General features: G+C 60.0%; 13 protein-coding genes. 3 read left to right on the forward strand and 10 right to left on the reverse strand.

Annotated features, from left to right (window positions below):
• Positions 1 to 19 precede the first annotated feature (19 nt).
• Genes ACYVI2_RS09405 through ACYVI2_RS09430 form a run of 6 tightly spaced genes read right to left on the reverse strand, consistent with a single transcriptional unit; the run spans position 20 to position 3,259 of the window.
• Positions 20 to 619, reverse strand: a complete 600-nt coding sequence (locus ACYVI2_RS09405; RefSeq protein ID WP_415818891.1) for an HrpE/YscL family type III secretion apparatus protein — start codon at positions 617 to 619, stop codon at positions 20 to 22.
• A complete protein-coding gene (locus ACYVI2_RS09410) occupies positions 616 to 1,281 on the reverse strand; it encodes a hypothetical protein (RefSeq protein ID WP_415818892.1) in 666 nt (221 codons plus the stop codon). Before ACYVI2_RS09410 ends, ACYVI2_RS09405 begins: the two co-directional genes overlap by 4 nt.
• The gene (sctJ, locus tag ACYVI2_RS09415) at positions 1,274 to 2,062 is read right to left on the reverse strand and encodes a type III secretion system inner membrane ring lipoprotein SctJ (RefSeq protein ID WP_415818893.1); all 789 of its coding nucleotides are present in this window, start codon (positions 2,060 to 2,062) and stop codon (positions 1,274 to 1,276) included. The genes ACYVI2_RS09410 and sctJ overlap by 8 nt, the downstream gene beginning before the upstream one ends.
• Positions 2,063 to 2,467, reverse strand: a complete 405-nt coding sequence (locus ACYVI2_RS09420) for a hypothetical protein (protein WP_415818894.1) — start codon at positions 2,465 to 2,467, stop codon at positions 2,063 to 2,065. It abuts the gene before it with no gap.
• 28 nt (positions 2,468 to 2,495) lie between these two features.
• Positions 2,496 to 2,705 carry a hypothetical protein gene (locus ACYVI2_RS09425; RefSeq protein WP_415818895.1) on the reverse strand — a complete coding sequence of 70 codons (210 nt, stop codon included), beginning with the start codon at positions 2,703 to 2,705 and terminating at the stop codon, positions 2,496 to 2,498.
• A 47-nt stretch (positions 2,706 to 2,752) separates the two neighbouring features.
• Positions 2,753 to 3,259 carry a hypothetical protein gene (locus ACYVI2_RS09430; RefSeq protein ID WP_415818896.1) on the reverse strand — a complete coding sequence of 169 codons (507 nt, stop codon included), beginning with the start codon at positions 3,257 to 3,259 and terminating at the stop codon, positions 2,753 to 2,755.
• A gap of 336 nt (positions 3,260 to 3,595) precedes the next feature.
• Here ACYVI2_RS09430 and ACYVI2_RS09435 point away from each other — a divergent pair, with 336 nt between their 5' ends.
• The gene (locus tag ACYVI2_RS09435) at positions 3,596 to 5,530 is read left to right on the forward strand and encodes a DKNYY domain-containing protein (protein ID WP_415818897.1); all 1,935 of its coding nucleotides are present in this window, start codon (positions 3,596 to 3,598) and stop codon (positions 5,528 to 5,530) included.
• Positions 5,531 to 5,576: 46 nt separating this feature from the next.
• Here ACYVI2_RS09435 and ACYVI2_RS09440 read toward each other — a convergent pair whose 3' ends face one another.
• From ACYVI2_RS09440 to ACYVI2_RS09450, 3 genes are all read right to left on the reverse strand, one after another.
• On the reverse strand, positions 5,577 to 6,485 hold the full coding sequence (locus tag ACYVI2_RS09440) for a Bug family tripartite tricarboxylate transporter substrate binding protein (protein WP_415818898.1): 909 nt from the start codon (positions 6,483 to 6,485) through the stop codon (positions 5,577 to 5,579).
• Positions 6,486 to 6,592: 107 nt separating this feature from the next.
• The gene (locus ACYVI2_RS09445) at positions 6,593 to 8,326 is read right to left on the reverse strand and encodes a hydantoinase B/oxoprolinase family protein (protein ID WP_415818899.1); all 1,734 of its coding nucleotides are present in this window, start codon (positions 8,324 to 8,326) and stop codon (positions 6,593 to 6,595) included.
• Positions 8,327 to 8,347: 21 nt separating this feature from the next.
• Complete coding sequence (locus ACYVI2_RS09450) at positions 8,348 to 10,381, reverse strand: hydantoinase/oxoprolinase family protein (RefSeq protein WP_415818900.1); 2,034 nt, start codon at positions 10,379 to 10,381, stop codon at positions 8,348 to 8,350.
• Between the two features lie 191 nt (positions 10,382 to 10,572).
• Between ACYVI2_RS09450 and ACYVI2_RS09455 the strand changes: the two genes are divergently transcribed.
• Positions 10,573 to 11,484 carry a LysR substrate-binding domain-containing protein gene (locus tag ACYVI2_RS09455; RefSeq protein ID WP_415818951.1) on the forward strand — a complete coding sequence of 304 codons (912 nt, stop codon included), beginning with the start codon at positions 10,573 to 10,575 and terminating at the stop codon, positions 11,482 to 11,484.
• 290 nt (positions 11,485 to 11,774) lie between these two features.
• Positions 11,775 to 13,319 carry a complex I subunit 4 family protein gene (locus ACYVI2_RS09460; protein ID WP_415818901.1) on the forward strand — a complete coding sequence of 515 codons (1,545 nt, stop codon included), beginning with the start codon at positions 11,775 to 11,777 and terminating at the stop codon, positions 13,317 to 13,319.
• Positions 13,320 to 13,326: 7 nt separating this feature from the next.
• On the opposite strand, the gene ACYVI2_RS09465 is transcribed toward ACYVI2_RS09460, so the two are convergent.
• Positions 13,327 to 20,634, reverse strand: coding sequence for a hypothetical protein (locus tag ACYVI2_RS09465; protein ID WP_460490297.1), 7,308 nt, complete (start codon positions 20,632 to 20,634; stop codon positions 13,327 to 13,329).
• Positions 20,635 to 20,749 lie beyond the last annotated feature (115 nt).

Genomic DNA, 20,749 nt, shown 5'->3' on the forward strand with positions numbered 1-20,749 from the left:
GTTATCGCAACGGCCGCGGTCACAGTTCGGTTCCCTCCGCAGGAGACACCGTTCGAAAAATCCGCTCCCACTGGGTCTGAGCGCTCAGTTCGATGGTGCCTAACGGCGTTTCCAGAAAACACATTGAGCCTTGCAGGATGCCGTCTTCGACCAGGCAGATCTTGTATTTATCTGCAAGCGCACCGCGCTCGCGCAACGCGTCAGCGAACCCTGGCGGTACGCGCAGCGTGACTTTCAGGGGTCCGCGCAGACCCTGCATGGCATTGGCTGCGACACGTTCGATCAGGTCAATATCATCCAGACTCCCCAGAATCTTGCGCACAGCGGCATCGACCACCTGTATCAGCTGCGGCGTCAGACACTGCAGGTAGTCATCGCGCGCCCGGGTAATCTCCAGTGCGAGACGGGCGGCGTCTTCCAGCCCCGCTTGCCGGCCGTCGTCGTATCCCTGCTGCCGTGCTTGCTCTTGCACTTGCTGTGCGTCGATCGCTGCCTGCTGCATCGTCACTGCAGCGTCCCGTTTTGCCCGCTCGAGGAACTGCTCACCCTCGCGCCAAGCCGCGACGCTTTCGGCGCGCAGAATGGGGATTTCGATTTCGGGCTTTCTCTGAATGCTCATGCGGCCTCCGGCGTTATGGCAACAAGCGCGCTCAGACGAAGCAACAGACGTTTTCCGTACGGATGATCCAGTTGCCGGACATGGGGCGTGACCTCGTCGCCTGGCGCGTTCTTGAGCCCGGCCCACGCCAAGAGGCCGGGATCCAAATCATTTCGCCAGGCCTCCAATATCTCTTGGCCTGTACGCTGTATCCAGGACGGCCATGCCAATGGCTCATCAGGCGTCGCGCTAGATTGGGGAACCCTTTCTGCCTCTATAGACTCCGCCAAGCCTAGCTCTACCCAATGCCACCAAGCTCTGCCCAAGCGCTGTTCGATTTGCCTCAAAACAGGACCACGCACCTCGCGTGCCAGACTCCGCGACCAATACATCAAGCCGCAGGCAGCTGCGGCATCTCGCCATGCCTCGGCACTCAACGCCATCAAGGCCGCATCATGCGACGCAGGCTGCAAGACCGATAAGGGCGGTAATGCATACTGTTGCTGCAGCAGCCTGACAAGTAGTGTGCGTTCACGCTGTTGCCCAACGGCGGTCCAAAACGCTGCTTCGTCCAGCATGCGAAGCGGCCGCAGACAGTCCGCGATGTAATCGGCATGCACCCCCGGCAATGGGTCGTCCTGAAAATCCTTCCAGGGCCGGCTCACGATAGTGGAATCAGCCATTGCCGGGAGATTGACGATAGGTGCGGACTGATCGTAATGAGCGGCGGGCTCTCCACCACGTCGCAACAGCGGCCAACCCCGCGATAAGCAAGACCATCAAGACCGCCAGCTGCGTCAGTTTTCCTGCGCTTTGCTCAGGAATCGAAATGCCCATCCACGTGGTCATTCTCGGTATATCTGAGCCAGCCTGCGCCGGTGCTGCGATGGGAATGACAGAGACGCGCTCGTAATCCAGGCCGGAAATACTGCCCGCGACCAGCGACTTTATCTTGGGGATTAGCGGCTCGATGTCCACACCGGCGTCATATCGCACAAACACGGCCGCCGAGGCTGCTCTGTTCGTGCGGCGTCTTGCATCGTCATCGGGCAGATCCACATGTACGCGTGCCGTACGAATGCCATCGACCTGCGACACCGTGTTCGAGAGTTCCTGGCTCATGGCGTATACGAATTGCGCCCGTTCCTGCGTCGGCGAAGCCACTAACCCGTTGCTCTTGAATACATCTCCCAGCGATGCAAAGTGCGCCTCTGGCAATCCTGACGCCTCCAGGATCTGCACCGCCGTGGCGAACTGACTCTCGTCAACGGTGACCGTCAGGCTGCCGTCCTTGGCCGCTTTCCGTCCCGCCTGCACACCATGCTTCGAAAGCTCCGAGATCATCTGATTGGCCTGGCGCTCGTCCAGGCCCGAATACAGGTCCGCCTGACAGGCTTGCAGCACCACGACACTGAAAAGCACCACGGCCACACGCATCGTGCAGCGCCAGAGCCGTTTGTACACTTACTGTCCTCGCAACAATGTGTTAACTGCGCCCGAGACTTGCGTGGCACTGCGCACGACCACCTGCGTCTCGATCGAGTAATCGAACATCACACTCAAAGATTGCAGGACAGTCATCACGCGTGGGTCAGTACGCTCGGCGCCGGTATTCATGGTCCGAAGCGAATCGCTGTAAACAGGATCGCCGCTGGACATCTGCTTGACGCGTTCGGAAAACGACCTGGTGCGTTCCAGATAGCTGTCCAGATGCCCAGACAATGCTTGGCCAACCTGCCCCAGATCGGTGAGATGTCTGTCACGGGCGAGCTCGGCCATCGCCTCAAATAGATTCTGCGAGACAGGACTCACGCTGTCAGTAGGGAGTACCGCGTTCGGCGTAACGCCAAGATGACTGGGCAATTCCATCGCGTTTCGTATGACGGCAGTTGCCGGATTATTCGTCGGACGTCGCTTCGCTGAGGATCTCGTTCATACGCGGCGACACGATGGTCTGCATCAGGAACCCGACGCCTTGTTCGATCACCTGATCCAACGCCTCGGACGATTCGGGATCTTCCTTGGCGTTTTTCACGGCGTCATCAAATGCTGCATCGTTAGTCACCGGCTCGGTAATCGATGAACTATCTACGGGGGTAATCGACATCGCCTTACTCCTTTAATCAATCTCGGGCCCATGGCCCCAAGCAAAACTCAACGAGGCACCACGACATGCTGGCCGCCCGATGCACCGCGAAACACCGTTACGCCCATGCCGCTACCTCGTGCGGCAGGAGGAGACGGCTTTGTGGAGATTACGGAAGCCACGCGCTCACGAAATTCGGCAGGCCCCGTCACAATCAAACTACGTGACGCATCATCCACCGTAACGCTGACACCCTCTCCTTTTTGAGACCACAGCTTGGCGATCTCTGCGCGCCGTTGCGCACCGAGATGCGCTGCCTCCAACCACTGCGTGACACTCTCCTGTTGCGTGGTGACAAACAACGTACCCTTATCCAGATACCAGACGAGATCATGCGCAGCCGCCAAACGGTGCATGAAAGTCGCTACCGTGCCGTCGTGCTGCGCACCCGCGCGAACAACGCCGCCGACCTTATCCGAGATCACCGCAGGGATGCCCAGATTGCGCCGCAATTCACGCAGAACCTCTTTCAGATCCTGCTCGACGACGACATAGGGATATGCGCTCTGCAGCACGGCATCTTCACTTTCCGGTGCCGCCCACACTGGCCACGATACAAACCATAAACCGATTGACGCTGCGGCCATCAAGCCGCAAAGATCCCGCCATGATCGTGCTGGCACCCGCACTTCTCTCTCCAACTGGTTGAAACGATTATCACGACTCATAATGACAAGTACATTGCATTTTGTGCCGAGCTTGACCGTCAATGTGACAACTCGTGACTCGAACCGTCAACGAGAGTTGGCAGCGAAACCAAGTATGCTCGTTGATTAGCGTACTCTTGATGAATGTCGAGGGCCGGCACGGAGGGGATCAACATCAACAGACAAAGCAAAGGATGAGGCAAATTGAAGAAAACAGAGCTGACCGAATTCTTTCCGCTCGCCTATGCACACTGGTATGCCGCCAGTCTCTTTAGAGACGCCGGATATCCACGCGCAGAAATACTGTCATTGCTCGGCATTGATGCTGTGCGTTTAAAGCAGTGCAACGAGCGTTATCGGCAGCTGCACTTTGCCAACACCGGCTGGGTGACGGGCGCTTACCAGCGCGACGGGCTTGCCGAACCGGAACAGGACAGCAGGCTGTTCGACCATCTGATGGCACACGGAGGCATCTCGCTGCCCTCACTCCAACCAGGGCCTTTCAGCATGCGCCGCGCGCTCACCGCCCTGAGGCAGGCAATCCATGGCAATCCGCACATCGGCCCCTTTGCAAACGTGGATTGGACGGCGCACTACATTTGCGAGCGGCGTTTCCCGACCATTCGCTATGTCCATAATGGCAGCCACGTCTATGTCGATGGCGCGCCGATCTCGGACCGCAAGGGCACCGCGCTTGACGGTGTGAATCCGTTGACTTTCCGGCAGCTTGGCGACCGGTGGTTTTGCGACGACCAGCGTGTCTACGGTCAGGGCGAAACGCCCACGAAGCTATTCTGGTTTGTCGCCCGCGGCGCCGATCCTGACAGCTTCGCCGTACTGAACGAGCGCTATGGCGCCGACAAAGCTGCGGCCTACTACATCACCAACCGCCGCTTGCCGACCGAGGAACCCGGCACATTCGAAATCGTCAGCTACTACTATGGACGCGGACAAAAGCCCGGCATCCACGTCGATGAAAGCCACTATGCAAAAGACAGCCGCAAGGTTTATGCATATGGCATGGCGATAGATGGCGCGGATGCATCGACGTTCCATTCCATTGGCGATGAGGGCATGTATTTCGCGGACAAGCGTCATATCTATTGGGAAAACGAACCCATCCTCGACGCCGATAGGGAGAGCTTTACCTGCGCCTCGGAGGCCGGTCAGTATTGCGCCTATGACAAAGACCGGCCCTATTACGCTGGAAAACCTCAATCCGTCTCGGGCGAATTCAAACACTGGAAAGAATATTTCGAGGCCCACCCCGAGATCGCTGATAGCTGGTGGCATCGGGAAAAGACCAGACGCGAAGCATCGCCATCCTCTACCGACCAACCGGTATCGGTAGGTGGTCCTTATTTCAGTGATGGCAACAGAATCCTGGTGAGACCGCTGCGCCCTCGTGACGGGGAATGGGTATCGCTTGATCACATCGACCACGACAGTTTCCGCCATATCGCCGATGTCTTCGGCGAGGACCGGCACGGTCTGCGTTATTTCATTCCAGGCCTTGAACGCTATGGACGCGAGCCTGTAAGGGGAGCAAATGCGGCGAGCTTCGAAAAGGCCGACGGCCCTTGGTTCAGGGACAAAGGACAGGCTTATTATCTCGACAGCAATGCACCGATGCCCGAGTTTTTCATCGTCAAGGCCGATATGAAGAGCTTCGAGGTGTTAGGCGACAGCTACGCCCGCGATGCAAAGGGGTTGATCGTGGAAGGCGTGCGCAAGCGTGGCATTGACGACCCTTCAGCAGTACACGCCCTCGGGCATTCATTCGCGCGCCTGGGGGATACCCTGCTCTATCGCGGCAAGCCCGTCACCAAACCCGGCAAGGTCGATCCCGCCAGCGCACGCGGCGTCCACGACCAGCTGTTGATCGACGCACATGGCCACATGCTGTTCGGGGGGAGCTATCGCAAGCCTATCGCGGGTATCGATCCCTCGACGCTGCAATTTCTGAACCGAGTTTTTGCAGCGGATGCGTGCCGTGTGTATGCGATCACGGACAATGGGCTATTGCTGTGTGAAGGAATCGACCGAGAACAGGTTCAAACAATGGGAAACTACGCGGTGCGAGTAGCAGATACGAAGTTCCATGTTTCCGGCGGCAGGCTCGAGCGAACTGCTTTGTGACGACTTGTCCGCTCACTGCCGCGTCCAGTAATAGCCTCCAGGGCGCTCACTCCAGCTTGATATTGGCCTTTCTGACCACCTGCCCCCACTTTTCGTTCTCGAGCTGGACCCGTTTTGCAAAGATAGCCGGATCACTGGCGACAATCTGAAAACCCGATTCATTGAAAATGCGGCGACGCGCGGGTTCGGTCATTACCTTGCGACTATCCTCGGCAATTCTCTGGACGATCTCGGCCGGCGTATTCTGTGGAGCAAACAATGCGAACCAAACGTTCGTCTCGAACCCGGGATATCCCAGTTCGGCTACCGTCGGCACATCGGGCAAGAGAGGCTGTCGTTGCGCGCTGGTCACCGCCAATGCGCGTAAACGCCCTGCCTGGATATGTGGAAGACTCGTCATAATGACGTCGAACATCGAATCCAAACGGCCCGCCAGCAAGTCATTCATCGACAGAGCAGATCCCTTATAAGGGATACCCAGTAACTGGATACCGGCCTGCGACATGAATAGCTCCATTGCCATATGGGTGGTGGCTCCCACGCCGCCGCCAAAGGTCAATTCGCCCGGATGGCCTTTCGCATAGGTCACGAATTCTTCCAAAGAACGGAACGGAGACGAAGGCGGCACCGACAATACCTGGGCAATGGAGACCAGCTCAGTGATTGGAACAAAAGCGCGCTCAGCGTCGTAGGGCATCTGCGAAACAATGTGGGGCAACACGCATTGCGTGGTCTGTGTGCCGAACAGCAAGGTGTATCCATCGGGCTTGGACTCAGCGACCACCCGCGATCCGATCAAACCACTCGCCCCGTCGCGATTTTCGATGACCACGGGCTGTTGCCAGAGTTTGCTCAAACCTTCGGCCAGGGAACGGGCGATCTGATCAGTCGAGCCGCCGGCCGAGAAAGGAACGACTATCCTGACAGGACGAGCCGGATAGTCCGTCTGAGCCATCGATGGGCTCGTTGTAATCAAGATGAGCCCAATGCCTGCAACGAGCCATGTCGCACACCGCGACATGACTGAACAGATCTTTTTCATTTCATCCCCTTGAGATGTGATTATTGAAAAGCCAAAGCCTTGCTGGTCAGATCCTCACCATACAGTTGACGCGCGGTGTCTGTAGAGACCAAACCGTCCAATAGGTCAGCGGCCAGGGCTTGGTACGACCGTAATGCGGGATCACCAAATCCGGCTCCCCCAGGGGTCTGAATGCGAACGGTCTCACCTTTTGCCAGGACGAGATGCCTCACCTTGGACGACAAGATTTCTTCGTTATCCCGGCCAGGGTTGCGCAACAACGTGCCACGCCCGCCCTCACAACCGCCCTCTGCCCCGACAGCCCCTTGTACATGACTGTCCGAGCGTGCCGAGAAAATCGTGTCATCCTGCAGCGCTCGAACTTCGCGCACGATTCCCAGACCTCCGCGATGACGGCCGGCACCACCAGAGTCAACGGCGAATCCGTAATATTCGACGCGCAAGGGAAATTCATGCTCGAGTATCTCCGTCGGTAAATTGCGGGAGTTGGTGATATGTACATGGATACCGTCCATGCCGTCGGCAGTATCGCTGGCCCCCGCTCCACCGCCGAGCGTCTCACCGCAGAGATAAATGCCACCGCTATTGGGATGGACACCAGAGAACGAAATCGTCGGCATGGTATCCATGCTTGAAGCGATCGATCTTTCGCGCGGCACCAGTCCTCGAAACGCGCCGATGATGGCACCGGCAAGGCGCTGACACGTAATCGTGCGCGCACCGCACGCTGCGGGTGATCGGGGATTGACGATGGACCCTTCGGGTGCCCGGATAACGATGGCGTCGGCCATCCCCCGGTTCGCCATGAGATCAGGATCCAGCATCGCCTTTACGCAGTAGTACACCGTCGCACGCAACGCGCTTTCCGATACATTGAGACCTCCGCGCGATTGCGCGCCGCTGCCCGCCAAATCAACGACCAGCTGCTTACCGTCTTTGTAGACCGCAGCGGTCAACGGCACACGGTCGCCCTGGCCGGTGCCATCATCATCGAGCCAGGTGGTAAAGGCCATGCTGCCTTGTGGCAGCGCAGCGATGCGATACTCGGTCCGTCGCAGGGTATACAGCAACAAGTCATCCACGGCGCGCTGGAAGCCGGTGACGCCTCCCATACGGCGGATCAGTGTCTGAGCGGCAATCGATCCTTTTTCATTGGTGGCGATCTGAACACGCAGATCGAGCGCACGCTCCTCCGGCAGCCGGGAGTTCAGCGCGATCATCCCGATAAGATCATCATCGACCTGATGAGCCCGTGCGACACGAATGATAGGAATCCGCAGCCCTTCTTCATAGATACTGCGTGCACTCGCGGATGTCGATCCGGGCACCACACCTCCCACATCGGAGTGGTGCCCGATATTGGCAGCGAAGGCCGCCAGCAAGCCATCGACAAAAACAGGCGTAATAATGGAAATATCGGGTAGGTGTGTTCCGCCTGCGGCGTAGGGGTCGTTGCACACATACACGTCGCCTTCGTGGATTTCGGTCACCGACCACCTGTCCAGCACGGCCTCGACGGATCCCATCAGTGACCCCAGGTGCACGGGGATATGCGTGCCCTGCGCGATCAAGCGTCCGCAGCGATCGAACATACCGACAGAAAAATCTCTACGCTCCTTGATCTGCGGCGAGAACGAAGCGCGCATGATGTTGCTCGCCATCGACTCAGTGATGGCAAGGAGACGGTTGGTGAATACCTCGACAGCAATAGGATCGAAGTCCCGTTCCGGCGAAACAGCATGTTGTTGGCTCATGAATATGCTCCCTATAACGTTCTAGCTTCGAATGAGGATATTTCCGAGCAGGTCAATCACTGCGGATTGACCAGGGAGCACGACCGTGGTGGAGCTCATCTCCTCAATGATGACGGGGCCCGCCAATGCCATACCGGCGGGTAACGAATCACGCCGATAAACCGTGGTCATCAACCAACCCGTGTCGCCGCCAAAATATACTCGCCGCTGATCCCATGAGGGCGCCGTCGCCGGCTGTGTGGGATTCGATAGACTGTCCTTGGCAACCAGACCAACGGCCTGTACTCGACAGTTGACGATTTCGATGACGCGCCCCGGATTGTCGTGACCGTGCTGAGCGCGATGCGCCTGATGAAATGCCTCGACGAACCCTTGCATATTGCCGTCACGCTCGGCGTCCACCAGGACTCGGATATCGTGGGTTTGGCCGCGGTAACGGCCGTCTATATGGAAATGGAATCGACGACTAGCCCGCGGAACATCCTCCTGTGCCAACCACGCGTCGCCCTCCTGTTGCATGTCCTGCAAAACACGTCCCACAGTAAGCCAGGTATCTCCGTTCAAAGGAACCAACTGCGTTCGCACAAAATCGCGGCTGACATCAGCCAGCAGAATGCCACGTGCACACAGCGTACCCGGCTCTTTCGGTACCAACACCTGGCCGATCCCACACTCCTGTGCCACTTCTACAGCATGGAGCGGACCTGCACCACCAAATGCGAACAACGTGAAATCTGCCGGATCGTAACCGTGCTCGGTCGAGACGGCGCGGATGGCGCGGCTCATATTTGCCGTCGCAATTTTCAAAATCCCATGGGCGGCCTCTTCCACACTCAATCCCAAAGGCCGTGCAATCCGCTCATCAATGACAGCTACCGCCCGACTTCGATCCACCGTCATACGTCCGTCGAGCAACCGCTCTGGGTTGAGCCGGCCCAGGACGATATTCGCATCCGTGAGCGTGACCTCCTCTCCACCTTTCCCGAACGCGACGGGTCCAGGCACCGCACCAGCGCTCCTGGGGCCGACTTTCAGAGCCCCGACATCGTCGAGTTGTGCAATGCTGCCACCTCCGGCACCGACGACATGGATATCGATCATTGGCATTTTTACGGGATGCCCAGCTACCAGTCGGTCCGAAGTGAAACTGGGATGGCCGCCCGTAATGAGCGACACGTCGGTACTGGTGCCCCCAACGTCAAACGTAATGATCTCCGATATTCCCGCGGCCGCGCCAATCACCGTAGAGCCGACAACGCCTGCTGCGGGGCCGGACAGGCAGGTGAGGACCGGCAGATTTTCCACCGTTTTCAACGGCATCAAACCGCCGTTGGAATGGAATGTCAGCGGCTCAACGCCCACGCCGACGTCGTTAAGTCGAGTGCGTAAACGATCCAGGTAAGTTTGCATGCGAGGTGCAACGTATGCATTGAGCACGGTCGTCGACGTTCGTTCAAACTCCCGGAATTCAGGCAACACTTCATAAGAGATGCTGACGTGCAGCTGCGGCGCCACCTGCTGGATCACGCGACGCGCTTGCTCTTCATGAACGGGATTGCGGTAGGAGTGGAGAAACGCCACCGCAATGGATTGCACGCCATCGGCTACTAATTTTCTGACCTGCTCAGCCAATAACTCCTCATCCAGCTCCCGCAGCAGATCACCGCTGGCGGCAAGGCGCTCGTCTACCTCCACACGATGACGCCGCTGAACGAGCGGTTCAGGCTTGTGAACAGCATGGTCGTATAGCGCGGGGCGCGTCTGGCGCCCGATTGCCAGGACATCGCGAAAACCTTTGGTTGTCACCAAGCCGGTTGTTACGCCCCGGCGTTCAATCACCATATTGGTCGCCACCGTAGTGCCATGCCCGAAATACGCGACATCGCGTGGCTCAACTGAAAAGCGCTCCAGCATTTCGCGTGCGCCCTGCGCAATCGCTATCGACGGATCCGCAGGAGACGATGGCACTTTGAAATAACACAATGACCCCGTCTCGCTATCGGCCATCACGAAATCCGTGAACGTGCCACCCACATCAATACCTATCCGAACCATGCCTTTTCCGATTCAATGAACGTCGATGTGTGAATCTTGGCGCGCCTGCCATTCATAAACAACTGCACAAATCATTGGACGCACATAATTAAATGTTATGCTTTCCCAGGCAAGGCTCTTCATCCGTGGCGTCCTTTTCAAAGTGCTGAAGCCGTTCTCATCTGCTTTAGATACCGGTGGCCCATTCACCTATGTCACTCAATCCAAGACAGCTCGAAGCCTTCCGTAAAGTCATGTCTGCAGGCAGCATGACGCTCGCGGCGGAACTGCTGGAAATCAGCCAACCCGCCGTCAGCCGATTGATCAGGGACTTGGAAACAGCGCTGTCCATCCGGTTGTTCCGGCGTGAAGGCAACCGCCTCATCCCAGGAGCAGAAGCCCGGCGGCTTTTCCGGGAGGTAGAGCGTTTTTATCAGGGCATGGAGTCGATCGAACGCGTTGCGCTTGATCTCAAGGCGGCGCGGGTCGGCAACCTGCGCATCGCCACCATCAGCGCATTGGGATTGGGATTCATGAGCGAGGGTATTCAGGCATTCTCGCAAGCGCACCCAAAAGTGTCCGTCTCCATGGATGTCTGCCCATCACAGGACGTGCTGGAATTAGTGACAGCAAATCAAGTCGACGTTGGCTATATCGGCTTCATGGGCACGGAGTACCCGGGCGTCGATGCATTCCAGCAAGCCTCGGTTGCAGCAGTCTGCGTACTCCCCCGAGGTCATGTGCTTGCTCGGAAGAAAGCCGTGCGCATCACGGATCTGCACGACCAGCCATTGATCTCGCTGCATTCGAATAGCCCGCTTCGTCTACGTGTCGATATGGCGATGGCTTCGGCAGGAGTACGATGCCGGCATGTCATGGAAACGACGTTCGCGCACTCGGCCTGCAGCCTCGTCGCGTCCGGGCTGGGTATTACTATCTCGGATCCCTTCACTGCCACCCAACTGCGGGACCCGCGTATCGTCTGCCGCCCGCTCGTTCCGGATATTTACTATACGTTCTCGATGGTCCTGCCATCACATCAGCCGCGGTCCAAGGTGGTCAACGACTTCATCGGCGCAATGAAGGTGCTTTTCGACAAACACTTTCCAGCCTCGGGCAGTTGACGGCCGTTTATAGGCGATGACTCGTCACGTCGATCAACACGGGCGTAGTCAGGCCGTTGAAAGAAAATCCCTGTACCATTCGCTGCGGTGCAAAAAAGTCCCTCAACCACGGATTTTTTCTGTCATTGTTGGCGCCGCCACATCTGGCATTTTTCCTGTAATCATTTATTCACAATGGTTTCCCACGGTCCAGGCATTCTGGATCGCACAGGCATGATTCGTTCTTGGTCGCGTCAATGAGGAGATTTTTTCCCCATTTTTGTGCAGCACACAAGGATACGTCCGCTTAAATGTTTCCCACCCTGTCGTTATTGATATGGGTGCCCATCGTGGCCGGCGCGCTTGTCATGGCGCTTGGCAACGACCGGCATCCGAATGCTGTCCGCTGGCTATCGCTGATTGCCGCTTTGATCAGCGCACTCCCTGCCATCCCTCTCGTACACGGCTTCCAAGGCTCGGTACCAGGCTTGCAGTTCGTCGAGTATGCACGCTGGATCCCATCATTTGATGCTGCGTGGCATGTGGGTGTTGACGGCATCTCGCTATGGATGATCACACTCACGGCGCTGACGACGATCGTGGTGGTGCTCGCATCCTGGCGCACGATCAATACGCGCATGGGCGCTTATTACGGTAGTTTCCTGGTGCTCTCGGGCCTGATGCAAGGCGTGTTCTCGGCACAGGACGGTTTGCTGTTCTTTGTGTTTTTCGAAGCGACGCTGTTACCCTTGTACCTGCTGATCGGGGTCTACGGACGCCAGAATCGCAATCACGCTGCGATCAAGTTTTTCTTCTTCTCGTTCACCGGCTCGTTGATGATGCTGGTGTCGGTGCTTTACCTTTATTTCGAAGCGCACAGTTTCGACCTGACCCGCTGGCATGCACTGCAGCTGCCGTTTAGCGTGCAGATCGCGCTGTTCATCGGTTTTCTAGGTGCGTTCTCGGTCAAGGTACCTATGTGGCCGGTGCATACCTGGCTGCCCAATGTTCACCTCGATGGTCCGACCGGCGCTGCTGTCATGCTGGGCATGCTCAAGATGGGCGGTTATGGCCTGATGCGCTTTAATCTGCCGCTGCTGCCGGATGCCAGTCATTATCTGGCGCCAATGATGATCGTGCTTTCGCTGATCGCCGTGGTCTACGCCAGTATCGTCGCGCTCATGCAAACTGATCTGCGCAGGCTGCTGGCCTATTCGACGGTGTCCCACATGGGTCTGGTCACGCTCGGCCTGTTCATGTTTTCCGATATGGGCACGGCTGGTGCAGTCATGCAAATGATTTCGTACGGTATCGTCTCGGGCGCCATGCTGCTGTGTACAGGCATGCTCTACGATCGCACGCACAGTGCGACGATCGACGCCTATGGCGGTGTAGTGCAGACCATGCCAAAGTTCGCGGTATTCGCAATGTTGTTCGCGATGGCCAACATCGGCATGCCTGGCACCTCAGGTTTTGTCGGCGAGTTCCTGGTCCTGATGGCGGCGATCAAAGCCAATTTCTGGATTGGTGCGATCGCTGCGCTGACTTTGATCCTGAGCGCGGCCTATACGCTCTGGATGTACAAGCGCGTAATTTTCGGTGTCGTGACTAACGCCCGCGTAGCCGCACTCCAGGATCTGAGCCGCCGAGAATTCGCGCTGCTCGGTGTCATGGCCTTGCTGGTGCTCGGTATCGGTATCGATCCGAAGCCCATTACCGACGACATCGATGTCTCGACGCAGCAGCTCGTGCAAGGCATGGAGGAACACCGCCTGGCACACGTCGAAGACACATGGATTCATGGCCCGCACATTATCCACCGCAGTATTGCAAAGCGCCACGGGGCGACCGGCTAGCGCGGCGTCAGAACCGATACATCACCTTGAGTTGTCCGGCATGGCTAGTGGTCTTGCTGGACACTTCGCCGTCATACTGCAGCCGGAAATCCAGCCCCGACTGGTTGTTGACCTGCAGCCCCACGCCAAAACGTCCGATCACATTGTCGCCAGGCAGCGAGGTCGTAAACCCGTCGCTGCCTGCCGGAGCGCCTTTGAAGCGCGCCTGGGCATCCCATGAGTCATCGCTGAGGAATGACGCACCTGCGTAGGCATAGGGCCGCATGGTGGCGCCCTGTGGCAGATCGACTCGCCCACCGATTTCCAGCATCGGCGACAAACCTACGACAAACTGATCACTGCTATCCACATGCAGACTCAAGGGCCCACCTGACTCGGTGTAGCTGGGCATACGAGCATAGAGCGCATCCAGGTCCACATAGGGCTTGAGATAAAACTGCTCAGAGACCCCGATATGGCGTGACACACGCAGACGCATGCCGGCACTGTAGACATCGGGGCTGCTGCTCGCTTCGCGGTCATAGCCGTCGATGCCGATGGTGCGATCCAGATCGTACGACCCATAGCCACCGCTGATGGCGGCTGCATATACCCACGGTCCATCCTGGTGCTTGAGCACAACGCCAGCGTAGCCCGCATCCCCGCTGCCGCCCGTGCGGCCATTGTCGGCACGCAAACTGTTGTTCTGATAAGCCATCGATCCGCCGATGAACCAGCCCGGGCGGAATTCGTGCTGCCCGCCGACTTGGTAAGTATTGCTGTCGAACGAATATCCCGATGTGCCTTCGGCCTCATCCTGGTCTGCGCTGCGCCGGGAGACCTGGCCCCAGAAACAATCCTGTTCGCGCCCGTCCGTCCCTGTGCGCTCCATATCGCGGCACGACATCATTGAACTGGCGAAGTTCGACATGCCTGCCATCATCTGCACAGCTGGCGCCAAGGCCACGCCCGGCGACAAACCCTCCAGTTGGTCCCGATAGGTCCCTGCCCCGTAACTCGATGCGGTGTTCAACACAGCGAACAGTGGCGCCATCTCGGCATTGCCGCCACGATCCCAGATGTCTTGCAGGTGACCGGCAACCGCACGCTGATTGCGGGCCAGCCCCTGGCTCGCAGCATTGAAATCGGCGCCCTTGACGCTGACGCGCTGCTGCTGGCCCACTCGCCGCACATCAAAATCAAAAATCGGTGTGTCACTGGCCTGCAGCGTACCGGTCGAACTGCCCTGCACGTCAAGCAGCGTCAGCTCGCGTCCGGGCAGCAGACTGACAGCGCTGAGTTCAACCCTTCCATCCAATGTCGCATTGCCTTGCACGGTCATGCTCGTCGCACGCATGTTGGCAAAATCGACCGAGGACACCAGTACGCCTGAACTGACTTGTGTGTAATTGCCGGCCACGATCAGGCGGCCGAACGAACCGGCCGGCGTGTCGTTAGCTGCGGTCAAGCGGGCGGACAAATCAGCAGGCGGATTCACAATCAATTGGCCTGCATTCGTCACGTTGGCTTGATAGACAGTCGCTGCCGACATTTTGCCGGCCGGCGCGTTGGCGAGGTCACACGTTCCCGCCGTGCTGCAATACACGCTACCCGACAACAGGCCGCTGTTCTGGATGGCAAGACCGGCTTCGCCGTCATAACGCACGGCTGTGCCGGATAGTGCGGATACCTGGCCAGCGCTGTTGATGACCAGGGAACTCCGGTCGGTCGAGTTGCTGCTGATCCAGACACCGGCACCATTGCCCGAACCGCCCGCGACGCTGCCGTCGACCGTGACGGTGACCGTTCCGCCTTGCCGGGATGCGCCTTCGCTCTGCGCAAAGACACCCGAGCTGCCGTCTCCGCTCGCGCCAACCATACCGCTGACGTTCACGTCGACCTCGCTGGCCCGATTATCGGCATTGTCCATGGCGGCGCTCACGCTGCCGGCAAAGCCGCCCTGCGCGGAACCGGCCAATCCGCCGCCGCCACCGATGGATTGGGCAACTACGCCATGGGCGTTGTTGCCGTTCGTAAAGACCCGATTCTGCACCGACACGCCGACTTTGCCGCCGCTGCCGGTCACTTGGGCGCCGTTGCCAGCCCACGCCGCACCGTCCACCGATAGGGCCTGCCCCAAGTCGCCGCCGATGCCGCCGCCACCGCCGACCGATTGCGCCACGACACCGTGCGCGCCCGTGCCATGGGTGTTGATTTCACCACCGGACAACGTCACTGACACCTCGCCGCCATCGCCCCAGGTGCCCTCGCCTCCGCCCAGGCGTACCTGGCCCGGATCAACGGCTTGGCTAACGCTGGCAATGCCTCCGCCTCCGCCCACGGACTGTGCAATGACGCCAACCGAGCCGCGGCCATACGTTTCGATAGTGGCGCCTGTCTCCAGCGTGACCTCGCCTCCGGTACCGCCCGTGGGAGCACCTGTGGCGCTGCCATCGGCGCCCAGCACGAGCGACCGCTCGATAAGCAGATCGCTGGGGGCAGGCGTATCGCTATTGATCACACTGCCCGCCATACCGCCACCACCGCCGACCGATTGAGCCACCATGGCGTGCGAGCCATCTCCCCAGGTCTGGAGCGTGCCATTAGCCGACACATACACGGCGCCACCGTCACCCCCTGCGCCGTCAGCCAGGCTGCCTAGCGAAGCCCGCACGCCGATCCCGGCCTGGCCTTCTTCGTAAGTGGGCTGCAACGTACCCAACGGGTCCGTCACCGCAGCCATCCCGCCACCACCGCCAATCGATTGCGCCGCGATACCGTGCGAGAAAGCGCCACCGGTAACGATGTTGTAGTCACCCTGGACGGCGACGGCGCCGCCATTGCCGCCGTCGCCCCCCGCACCGCCCAGCGTCAAGCCGAGATCCAGCTTGAGCGTGTGTGTGTTCTCTTCATCTGGATCGCCCATCGAGCCAATACCGCCACCACCGCCTACCGACTGGGCCACCAGGCCAGTCGCCATATCGCCGCCGGTCAGAATGTTGACAACGGCACAATCGTTCCCTGTGCAAGCATTCACGTTGCCGCCATCGCCGCCGTTGCCGCCCATGCCCCCGACCGATAACGTGAGGACTAGCGAGGCGCCGAACGGTGTGCCGCCGGACCCCATGGTCAGTCCGCCCGCCCCGCCGCCACCACCTATGGATTGCAGAGCCACGGCATGCGCGGTGTCGCCGTAGGTCTGGATTGCGTTGCTACTAGTCGAGGTAAAGCCCACCTCGCTGCCGTTATTACCGTCACCGCCGCCTCCGCCGGCACCGGCGCCGATGATGATCCGCCCCTTGGTCGCCAGTGTGCCGGTGCCGCCTTGGCCGCCTCCGCCACCGATGGATTGCGCCAGCACCCCGTAGGCGCCGTAGCCCTGCGTGCCGATGTCCGCGCTCGCCCCCAAGGCCACCTGGGCCTGACCGCCTTGGCCGCCTATGCCGCCCTGACCGCCTACGGAAATATTCACGTCCAGCCAGTTCTCGTAAGTCGAAGCAATGCTCGCACCGCCGATGCCGCCGCCACCGCCGATCGATTGCACCACGAGGCCGTCCGCATAATCACCGGATGTGTAGACGCCACCATCTTGATTCAGGCTGGACGCCCCGCCATCACCGCCCTTGCCCCCCGTGCCGCCGACCTTCACGGCAAGCGTGCCATTGGCGACGACGATGTCGCTGTCCTGGTGGGCCTTGTACAGATTGAACACGGCATCCAGGATGTCGCCATCATCGGCCCCCATCGTTCCGCCGACACCGCCTCCGCCACCAACGGACTGCACCAGCACGCCATCACTGTCGCGGCCATCTGTGTAAATATCGCCCGCGTTGTTCACGGTGACCGCCGCCCCCTTGCCCCCCTCGCCGCCGCTCATGCCAACGCCGACATCGAGGGCCACGCCGCCCGGCAATTCTTTGGAGAGTTGACCGTCCACGCTCAGATAGACATCGGTGCCCTGGCCAGTGCCACCGCCACCGCCCACGCTTTGCGCGACGATGCCACGCGCACCGGAGCCATGGGTGGCAATCAGCACGCTGTCATCCGTGTTCACGTAGACGTCGCCGGCCTCGCCCCCGGTTCCCCCTTTGCCGCCCACGGAGATCAGCGAGTTGACGCTGAACGCCACACCCGTCTCGGTATCGAAAGAATACGCATTGGCCGAGCCGCCATCACCGCCGCCGCCGCCAATGGACTGTGCCAGCACGCCGTTGGAATAATCTCCATCGGTCTGCACGACCGTTTGACCCACACCATCCCAGTCGCCCAGATTGACGCTCACATCCTTGCCGTCACCTCCCACGCAAGTCTCGTTGGCATCGCGGCATTGACCACCCACGACGGCTTCAGCCTGGATGTTGATACTTTCCAGGCCGATCACAGGATCAAACGAAAAGGCGTGCGCAGACCCTCCATCGCCCCCACCGCCGCCGATTGACTGGGTCAAGATAGCGTTTGAAAATTCGCCCTGCGTGCTGACAGAGGAATCCCAGACATCCAGCGCAATATCGCCGCCATCGCCTCCCTTGCCGCCGTGTCCCCCCACCATGATCAGGTTGTCCCAGCTCACAGCAGTGCCGACCTCTGTGAAGATAATGCCAATCACCAGACTGTGATCCGTCACACTGCCGCCGGAGCCGCCGCCGCCGCCGATCGACTGCAGGGAAATCGCCGTGGAATCGGACACCTTGTTGCCGTCCGTCTCACCGCCCGGGCCACGCGTCGTGATGGAAGAGTTGCCTATTCGGGCCTCGACTTTGCCGCCGTCGCCACCGTCCCCACCATTGCCGCCCACGCCAATGACGAGTTGCCCCTCGATGGCGAAGTTGGCGGTGCGGATGCCGCCGCCCGTGCCGCCCCCGCCGCCAATGGACTGCAGCGTTACGCCGCGTGCAGCGCTGCCGGACGTGTCCACGGCGAGGTTTTCCCAGGAAAAGCCGATGTCGCCGGCATCCCCGCCATCACCCGCGCGCCCGCCTACCAACAGGGAGAAAAAATCGAACCCTTCATGCAAGATGTCGCCGCCAGCACCGCCGCCACCGCCGATCGATTGCGCGAGGATGCCGTGTGCATTCTCGCCTGATGTGGTGATCGAGGCCGGACTCGTGCCAGAAAAATTGATCCTGCCCCCGTCACCGCCTGAATCGCCTGCCCCGCCGACCCCCAACGAGCCGGTGACGCCAAAATTCAAGTTGTTGCCGCCGTTGCCGCCGCCGCCACCGATCGACTGCGCGATCACCCCGTAAGAGAAATCGCCCTGGGTCCAGATCGTCCCCAGTTGCCCTGTGGAGCCCGATTCGCCGCCGTCGATATGGACCTCACCGCCGTCACCGGCGGCCTCGCCAACGCCGCCGATGGTGATAATGCCGACATTGCCGCTGGCATTACCGCCACCGCCACCAATCGACTGTCCGCTCATGCCTGGCGCAGCGTCGCCCACAGTAACGATCGATCCCGCATTCGACATGTACACCGTGCCGCCATTCGCATCACCCGAGGCCTCGCCCGGGGTGCCTCCGACCGACACCAGTCCGAACGAGACGCCGGCATTGCCGCCGCCGCCTCCGATGGCTTGCGCACTGATCCCGATGGCTCCGTACCCTGCGGTCGTGATGTCGCCAGCATTACTGGTCACCACCGTACCCGCCTGACCGCCCACGCCGCCATCGCCGCCGACACTGGCGATGATGCCGGTGCTGATACCGCCTGCACCGCCGCCACCCGCATTCGATTGCGCATCGATGCCAAAGGCCCAGTCACCGTCCGTGCGAATATTCCCGGCGTTGTAGACGCTCACGTCTCCAGAAAGGCCGCCATCACCGCCCTTGCCGCCGGAGCCGCCCAGAATGGCGTAGAAATCGCCGCCCGTGCCGCCCCCTCCACCCACGGACCAAGCCACGACACCTGTTCCGTGAGTGCCCGTGGTTTCGATCGAGGCCCCCGAATCAACATTCACCGTCACGCGACCGGCATCTCCGCCGAACCCGGCGCCGCCCGGCTTGCCGGCCAGTGCGAGAGAGTCCTCACCGTCACCACCGAAGCCCCCTTTCGATTGGGCTTGTATGCCGACCATACCGTCAGCCGTAGTACGCAGCACGTAGGGTGCCGCACCTGGCGCCAACGTCACCGTCACGTTGCCCGCGTCGCCGCCCTCTCCGCCGCTATGATCTTTCTTCGGTGCCTCCCCGCCTTTACCGCCTTCGGATACGGCTTGGACGATGGCGCCCGATGCGACAGGCACGTCGATGCTGATATCGCTGGCAACCGTGACATCAACCCGGCCACCGTCGCCACCTGAACCGCCCTGATTCGAATTATCTTCCGAGCCATAGCCCTCCGCGCCTTCGGATGTGGCACGGACGCCATATATCGACACGTTGTCGCCGGTGGCCCCATCGAGTGACAGCAGGCCGGCCTGATGGTCGACGCTCACGTTGCCGCCATCGCCCGCCTTGCCGTTGCCATAACCGCCATCGCCGCCTTTGGACTCGGCGCGCAGAATCGCTACCTGGACGCCGTCATGGATTGTCAGTTTCTCGCCAACACTGCCTGCCAGCGCCGCGCCGGAAAAATAGAACGAGCCCCGGTTGGTAATGCTGACTTCGCCTCCATCGCCACCCGTACCGCCGTACTGGTCACCGAACACCGACGAGTTCTGATCGCCGCCGTCGCCGCCCTCGCTGGTGGCATAGATGCCGTACATATGGCTGCGGATCTCGCCCGCAACGCGATATTCGCTCGTATCGTATGTGCGAACCTCGGCCCGGCTCCCCATGCCGCCATCGCCCCCATAGGTGTTGTTATTGTTATTTCCGCCATCGTCATCGGTATCGTGTTTTTCGCCGTCGCCATTGCCGCCAACGCTGGCGGCAAACAGAACGGCGTCGACTTGGCCCAGCCCGTCGTTGCTGTCACCTACCACCATCTGCACTCTGCCGGCGCTTTCCAGCCGCACGGTATTGCCATGGCCGCCGTCACCCTCGTCATGCCCATCGCCACCCTGCGAGATGAGATACATGGCGCCCGGCACGTTGGACAGCGCAGTTCCACCGACCACGGGATCCAGGTTGAAATTGGCGCCATGGTCCAGCAATTCGAGTCTGGCGCCGTTCTTTCCGGATCTATCGCCATCGTGTGACCCGTCGTCCCCGCGGTAGGCCAAGCCCTCTTTGTCGTCGAGGACTGCGCCCTGATCCAGCTCGATGCACGCCGCGTCCGAACTGCACACCATGTCATCGGCCCGGGCCGCCAGCGGTCCGAAGACCATGCTCAGGCTCACGGTCAATAGCGTTTTGCGCATCAATTGGCGGCGTTTGCGTGCGAGCGGGTACGGCATGAGTCTCTCCGGGCAGGGGTGGGTCCGGCGAAACCTAACAAGAAACGATACGGCGTACCATTTTTTTTCGACGAAACCGCCGATTGGCTCGACGAATCGGTTTTCGACCATCAAA

It is taken from the genome of Bordetella tumbae (assembly GCF_054780995.1).

Bases quoted from the DNA above. Each gene is read 5' to 3' on its own strand.
- ACYVI2_RS09420 (WP_415818894.1), bottom strand. From the start codon at position 2,467: ATGGAATTGCCCAGTCATCTTGGCGTTACGCCGAACGCGGTACTCCCT.
- ACYVI2_RS09405 (WP_415818891.1), bottom strand. From the start codon at position 619: ATGAGCATTCAGAGAAAGCCCGAAATCGAAATCCCCATTCTGCGCGCC.
- ACYVI2_RS09450 (WP_415818900.1), bottom strand. From the start codon at position 10,381: ATGGTTCGGATAGGTATTGATGTGGGTGGCACGTTCACGGATTTCGTG.
- ACYVI2_RS09425 (WP_415818895.1), bottom strand. From the start codon at position 2,705: ATGTCGATTACCCCCGTAGATAGTTCATCGATTACCGAGCCGGTGACT.
- ACYVI2_RS09440 (WP_415818898.1), bottom strand. From the start codon at position 6,485: ATGGCTCAGACGGACTATCCGGCTCGTCCTGTCAGGATAGTCGTTCCT.
- ACYVI2_RS09465 (WP_460490297.1), bottom strand. From the start codon at position 20,634: ATGCCGTACCCGCTCGCACGCAAACGCCGCCAATTGATGCGCAAAACG.
- ACYVI2_RS09460 (WP_415818901.1), top strand. From the start codon at position 11,775: ATGTTTCCCACCCTGTCGTTATTGATATGGGTGCCCATCGTGGCCGGC.
- ACYVI2_RS09410 (WP_415818892.1), bottom strand. From the start codon at position 1,281: ATGGCTGATTCCACTATCGTGAGCCGGCCCTGGAAGGATTTTCAGGAC.
- ACYVI2_RS09445 (WP_415818899.1), bottom strand. From the start codon at position 8,326: ATGAGCCAACAACATGCTGTTTCGCCGGAACGGGACTTCGATCCTATT.
- ACYVI2_RS09455 (WP_415818951.1), top strand. From the start codon at position 10,573: ATGTCACTCAATCCAAGACAGCTCGAAGCCTTCCGTAAAGTCATGTCT.